Source organism: Rickettsia sp. (assembly GCF_965035265.1).
In genome coordinates this window covers 1-4,405 of sequence record NZ_CBCDJS010000097.1, presented here as the reverse complement: position 1 = coordinate 4,405, position 4,405 = coordinate 1, and the positions used below count along the sequence as shown (strand labels likewise).

Sequence of the window (4,405 nt, the reverse complement as noted above, 5' to 3'; positions counted from 1 at the left end):
GACGTTGACGTTCTGCTTCGTCCTGTTTACGCTTCAGGTCTTCTTGACGTTGACGTTCTGCTTCGTCCTGTTTACGCTTCAGGTCTTCTTGACGTTGACGTTCTGCATCTTTTGCTTCAGCATCTTCTAAGTTTTTCTTAGCTTGTGCTACCTTTTCTTTAGCATCGTTTAACTCTATTTCTCTTGCTTGTATTGGTATTATTTTTTTATCTGACTCATTATCGGAATCATCATCACTATCGCTGTCAGATACTTTACCTCGCCTCTTAGCAAGCTCATAATTGCGTTTAGCAGTACTTAAGACTGTTTCAGCTTTTTCTAACTGCTTTTGAGCCTCTAATATTTCCTTAGAAATTAGTGGACCAGATTCTGCATTATCGTGTTTATTTGCTTTCTTCTTTTTTAAATCCTCTAGAATTGCCTCTATTTTTCCTACTTCATTTTTAGCCTTGCTTATCATTTCGTCTACGTAGTCTTTAACAAGTTTTTCTTGTTGCTTTGCGATTCCGATTTTTTGTAATTCTGTAAGTAGTGTGTGATATTCTTGTTCTTTTGCTTTAAATTGTGGTGCGTCCGCAGTTGATGTGAATTTCCCAGATTTATTTTTTTTGCTCTTTAGTGTATTAGTTTCTTCATTTAGTGTATTTAGTTTTGCTATTTCCTCTAGTGATAAATGATCTTGCCAACCATTACCTTGGATCTTATTTTGCTCTTTTTCAGGTATTATTTTAAATGCTGCGGATAAATCCTTTACTATCTCTTCTCTGTTTTTTTCTGCTGAACTTAATTGATCTTGAGCCTTTTGTAAATATTCTTGAGCCATTGCAACAGTTTTTATTATGCCGTTTTCTTCTATTATAGGCTGAACTGCTCGCTCTAATTCTTTAAATGCTTCCGTTATTGTGTCAATGTTGTTATTATCATTATTATTATCTTCCCACCCTTCTACTTCTGTATCTTTATTAGTATTTTGATCATCATTTTGGTGATGTGGTACCCAACCCGTTTCCTCCTGCTTCTTATAAGCTATGTTTTGTTGATAGCTTGTTATTTGTTCCTCTACCTTGCTTGCTATTTGTTGTTTGGGTATTCTAGATTCGCGTCTTTTGAGTGCATTCTCTAGGTCATTTAATAAAGCCCCCTTTTTCTCTAAGTTCCTTTGATTTTCGTCTTGTTTCCGCTCTTTTTCTATTTTTTCTATAAAAACTTTTTGTATCCTTGAATTGTCAGAAGTTAGTACATTTACGAATAATTCTCGTTGTTTTTTGGTAGTGCTTCCTAAACCTTTTTCTAAAGTTTTATTTAAAGCTTCTGTATTACTGCCACTACTTTTATTACCCTCAATATACACCATACTTTGAGTTAAGTTTTTTATTAAACCTGTTTCTTTATATTTTTGTAATATTTTAGTTAAATCTTGTTCAGTTATCGTACCATCATCTTGGAGAAAAATTTTCTCTAATATTTCATTATTTAAGCTATCTATTAGCTCTCTTACTTCTTTTTTTGAAAAAGGAACGTTTTTTAAGTTCGTGTTGATCTTATTTTCATCAAGTATAAAACCTACTAATTGATTGCTTGAAATTTTATCTAACTGCTTAGATAATACTTTTAGTTTATCTTTTAATGTTGCCTTACTGTGTTCACCTAGAATTTCAGAATTTTCATTTATAAATTTTAATTGTCCTAATATATCGCCCTGTTGACTTAAAATTTTAGGTAATTCTTTAGGTAGTTTTTTTGATATATCTGTTGATGCCGTCTTACCGTACGCACCTAGAATTTCAGAATTTTCCTTTATAAATTTTAATTGTTCTAATATATTCCCTTGTTGACTTAAAATTTCTTGTTTCCTTTGTGCATCTAGTTGCTCTAATGATAAAAGACGCAATGTTGCTTCTTCTTGACTTTCATCGAAGAGCTTATTATCTAAGAAACCTCCTGTTTGTTGGTTTTTATTTGTAAACTGAGCTATATAAGGGTCTTTTATAAACTCTTGGTATATTTTTTTTGCGTTATCTAAGGTTGAATCTTCTCTCTCATTAAACAAGGTAATAATTTTGTTTACATCAGTACTAGTGTCAAGGTTCTGAAGTGTTAATTCTTGGCGTATCAAACATGCTATTACTTTTGGAAATTGTATTATTAGATTTTGTTTCCTATCATTTATATCAATTAATTTAGCGTATCTTTTGCCTAAGTCTGTAGTAGGGGGAGCTACTTCTGGTGTTTTTGTTGGTGAGGAAGTTTTTTTACTGCTACTAGTGCTTTTTGATGATTCTGGTTGAGTAGTTTGTCCTCCACTACCAGTATTGTTTGATGACGCTGCTTGAGATGTCCATCACGGTGGAGGCGGTGGAGGTGGAGGTGGAGGTGGTGGACCGCCGGCCGCTTCTGAACCCGTGGTAAATAAATTTATTGATATACTAATAACGAAAGAGTATGTTAACAATATGGATTTTAATTTACGTGCTATACTCATTAATGTGCCTCGATTAGTTGTTATTTTTTTAATGGACTGAAGCTAACACTAGCGCCCATGCTTAAAATACTATTAGACAAAAGGCTTACATGCCTTTTCGATTTTAAATTCTATAGAAACATAACGCTATCCTTTCAATTATTAATTGCTTTTTAAAATCGAGCAAATTATATAATTTTTGTTAAGATCTGTCAACTAAAAAGTTATCTTTTATTAACTAATTGGCTAATAAAAGATAATCATTGTATTACTTTGTGTCAGATATGAAATTTAAGAGAAAAGAGAGTTTTACAAATTGACTTTTAACTTCATAAGTCCTTGATGGCTTTGATATTTTCTATGTGTGTAATAATTATACTCAAGTAGAACGTTTATATTCTTTCTACTCATAAGTATATTACTACCGACATTATATCCAAGCTTAGGTTGTTTTGGTAGAATAATTGTTTGTTGTAATGTTTGTCCTTTAAAAGTCGCTTTTGCATTAACTTTTGTATTTTTAGTATTGAAGTGACGCTCGATATTACCATGTAAGCTTGGGGTTAATACTATATTATTTCCGGTCGCTATAGGCTTAAACACTATTTTACCGCCAAGGCTACTTTCAAATGATTGATTTGATTTCTTTTGAATCATTAAATTTTCTATATCTACATTATACTCTTTATAGTTGCTAGCTCTTGAATAATCATATTTAAAACCAATGCTAGGAATAAAATGTAAATCATGTTTTGTTCGATATTTATAATTTAGCAATGTTTCAAAACTTACATTATTATTTTGATATTTACCGATAATATTATTAATGTTGGTTGTCTTATTTTTAATATAATTATGACCGTAAGATGTTATAGCTTGTAAAGAGAAGCCTTTAACTAATTCTTTTAGACCGTAAAGACTGAAAAGATGACCGTTAATTGCTGTTTTTCCTAGTTTTTTATTATATTTAACTTGGGATTCCAGACGGCTATAAGCTATTCCTATAACATCATGGCTGTTAATGAATTCAACATCGCCCCCGATAGTTACACCGGTTGTACGACCTTGATATTTCGGAATATTTTTCCAAGCTCCTTGTTTGTTGATTCCGTATAAACCGCTAATCCATACTCCTCTGTTTATACTAGCTTCTTCATCACCAGCACCTATTGCAGCAACATTAAGTCTGTTATTAAAAATATTACTATAAATATGTTTATTAGTAACTGAAGTCATTCTATCTACTCCCTCTAATAGTGCTACTGCTTCATTAGTTTTGTTAGATATCTGCTCTTTTAGTACAGTGTCATCTTGTTCTACAATTTCTTCAGTTTTGAGTGACATATTGACAGCTTTATCTTCGCTTTCTAAAAGCATATCTTTTTTTAATTCTTCTTCAGCTGTATTATTGCTTTCTTCTAATTCTTCCTCATCAGTTTTATATCCTTCATCTTTTTTTGCTTTTCTATCGGCTTCAGCTTTTGTTTTTGCTGCATCTTCTTTTGCTTTTTGTTCAGCTTCATCTTCTGCATTTTTAAACATTGAGGCCATATATCCTAGAGATTCTGCTTCTGCCTTTTCTGCTTTACGTTTTGCCTCCTCTTCTGCTGCCTTGTTTGCTTCATCTTCTGCTGCCTTGTTTGCTTCATCTTCTGCATTTTTAAACATTGAAGCCATATATCCTAGAGATTCTGCTTCTGCCTTTTTTGCTTTACGTTTTGCTTCATCTTCTGCTGCTTTGCGGTTTGCTTCGTCCTGCTTACGCTTCAGGTCTTCTTGACGTTGACGTTCTGCTTCGTCCTGTTTACGCTTCAGGTCTTCTTGACGTTGACGTTCTGCTTCGTCCTGTTTACGCTTCAGGTCTTCTTGACGTTGACGTTCTGCTTCGTCCTGTTTACGCTTCAGGTCTTCTTGACGTTGACGTTCTGCTTCGTCCTGTTTACG

1 protein-coding gene and 1 pseudogene are annotated in these 4,405 nt (G+C 33.0%); both read right to left on the bottom strand.

Translation table 11 applies throughout. The annotated features are described in order from the left end of the window. Positions 1–2,116 (bottom strand): annotated as a pseudogene (locus tag AC1Z7D_RS06015) (autotransporter domain-containing protein); the annotation flags it as partial. 654 nt (positions 2,117–2,770) lie between these two features. Next, positions 2,771–4,405 (bottom strand): autotransporter outer membrane beta-barrel domain-containing protein (locus tag AC1Z7D_RS06010; protein ID WP_482602854.1); only part of this gene is annotated, 1,635 nt, incomplete at its 5' end.